Source organism: Candidatus Symbiothrix dinenymphae (assembly GCF_001431085.1).
The window spans coordinates 1-2847 of record NZ_BBRU01000568.1; the positions used below are offsets into that span (position 1 = coordinate 1).

Consider the following 2847-nt stretch of genomic DNA (forward strand, 5'->3'; position numbering starts at 1 on the left):
ATATATGAACAGATTCTTCACATCAATCGCAATAGCATTGTTTGTCTGCAACACGGCTGTGGTGCAGGCATATAGCGGTGGCTCCGGCAGAGCGGGCGACCCTTATCGCATATCATCCCGAGCCGATATGGAGGCTTTGGCGGCAACGGTGAACAGCGGAACCGGTTATGCCGGCACATATTTCCTGTTAACGCGGGATTTAACAGGCGAAGAAGACACTATTCGGACTGTAATCGGTAATTTCGCAAATCCTTTTCAGGGTACATTTGATGGTGGGGGCTATGAGGTGGCAGTCAACATTGATGCAAGTTACACCTCTGCCACATCGGATATGTATGTCGGGGTGTTTGGCTTTGCTCGTGGTGCCATCATCAAAAATTTAGGCGTAAGTGGCAGAGTGCAGGCTTCTTTGGAGGCTACGTATAATTTGTCATCCGGCGGCATTTGCGGCAGAGCAGAGCGGGATAGTATATTTAATTGCTATAATAAGAGTAGCGTTTTCTCTGAGTCTGACGGTAGTTCTTGTGTCGGCGGAATTTGTGGCTTAGCCGAAAACGGGACGTACATCCTTGATTGCTATAATACCGATAGCATTTTTTCATCATCTTCTGTTGAAGGAAATAAGATTTATCGCTCTTTTTCCGGCGGAATTTGTGGTCTGATGCTGGATGATGGTCTTATTTCTAATTGCTATAATACAGGCAACATTGTTTCTTCTTCGGAGATTTATTTTGGTCTTTCAACGGAGCCCGGTTTTGAATCTTATGCCGGTGGCATTTGCGGTCGCACGGATGCCGGTATATCCTTGTGTTTTGCCGCCAATGAAACCGTCACAGCGACCGGTGTTAAAAAGACGGCACACCGAATTGGATATACAGAAGTGTCAGGCATAGTGCAGGGTTCTTATGCGTTAAGTTCCATATTGGTTAATGGAAGCTCTAAAAGTTGCGCTGAATGTGAGGATAGTAACGAAGGTGCAGATAAGTCAATTACATTTTTCAAAGCTTCATCAACGTATCAGAATAAGATATCTCCAGTCGGAAAATTGTTCAGTTGGGACTTTGAGCATGTTTGGAGATTGTCTGAAGCGGGTTCTATCAATGATGGATTTCCTGAATTTAAGAAAACCATTGTTCGAGCCGCAAGCAACGATTCGAGTATGGGAACTGTAACTCCAAACTTTGAGCGATTTATACCGAATGCGGGGTATACTTATCCAATTTCGGTGTATTTTGATACAATCCCTGCAACAAATCATCATTTTGATAAATGGACATTTGAGGGGAGCGATTCAACAATTACGGAATTTACGATGCCGGCGGCGGACACCGTACTGAAAATAGTGGCGCATTTTGCAGTTGATTCATTCAATGTTCGTGTAGGACTCGCCGCGAGCGGTATGGGAACAGTGTTTCCACGCACCCGAAAATTTGGATATGGAGGTCCTTATACGATTTCAGACTATTTTGATACAATCCCGCTCCCGGGCTATCATTTTTTGAAATGGACTTTAGTTTTAGAAGATAGCGAGGATGAGATTGAGATTGATAATACAGCACTTATGGTAACAGGTGACACCGAATTGAAAATATATTTTGAGGGAAACCCCTACAATATTATCTTTCATTCCAATGACGGTAGTGGCACAGACTCGGTACGGATAAAAACTCACGGTATTGCATTACAACTGCCTCCTTCCAATATATTCTCCAGCCCGACAGGTTATCATCTTGACCATTGGAATACAAACGCCGATGGCTCAGGTACGCATTATGAAGCAGATAAGCCAGACTTCGTAATTGATAGTCACTCAGAATTGTATGCTATTTGGGAAATTAATACCTACTACATCTCCGCTTCGGCAGGATATGGAGGCAGTATTTCGCCGGAGAGCGACATTGTGCAATACGGGAACGAGAGCCTATTATTTACGTTTACTGCGAATGAGGATTCCCTCATTGAAAACCTTTTTATTGATAACGTGAATACATCCATCAACTACATTTCAACCGACAGTGTAACAGGCAGTTACACATTCAGAAATTTGCAAAGCAGTAACAATACTACTCATTATATCCGTGTAACGTTCAAGGCGATACCGCCACCACCACCGCCTCCTACTCCTGAACTGCCGCTTCATTCATCGGATACAGTTCCCTTTGACATCATCGTGTCCATGAAATATAACAACTTGCTAATTGTAAATGGCGACCTCGGTTACGATTTTGTGTCCTGCGAATGGTTCAAAAGGGTTAAAGGTACCACTGAAACGGATAGTTTGTTTTCTACCGAATTTGTCTATTCGGCGGGTCCCAATCATTTTACCGACACATTGGATACATCCTTTGAATACAAAGTCGTTCTCATCACTGCCGAAGAAGATACCGTATGTACCCCGTTCACGAGCATATCGTTGCGTCCAACAACCGCCGCATCCGCTCCCCCCTTGCATGTATATCCCAATCCGGTGTCCGGCGGCAATACCATCACCATCGAAGGCATCCCCGAAGAGGTAAAAAGCCTGAAAATATACGATTTCAACGGTCGCGGTGTTGATACACATCCCATACAAACGCAAATACCAATGCCATCCATAAAGGGAATCTATTTTGTGAGAGTAGGGAAGGAAACACTTAAAGTGGTGGTAGAATGAAGGTTAAGTTGTGCATCATAATGTTGTGCATCGGAGTGGGGATTCCTGCTTTAGCGCAGGACGAGGTGGTCGAGGCGGTCGCACAAGATATATTGGTACGGGGGGGAGTCGTGAATGAAAAACAGAGACCACTGCCCGGGGGTGCTGTATCAGTGGACGGGGAGGCTTCCCTAACCGACACAAACGATGCAAAA

General features: G+C 44.7%; 2 protein-coding genes. Both read left to right on the top strand.

Annotated features, from left to right (window positions below):
* Positions 1-2653: T9SS type A sorting domain-containing protein (locus ASC50_RS05975; RefSeq protein ID WP_158648528.1), on the top strand; the 2653-nt coding region annotated here is incomplete at its 5' end.
* Positions 2650-2847 (top strand): hypothetical protein (locus tag ASC50_RS07550; protein ID WP_226995429.1); only part of this gene is annotated, 198 nt, incomplete at its 3' end. The genes ASC50_RS05975 and ASC50_RS07550, both read left to right, overlap by 4 nt.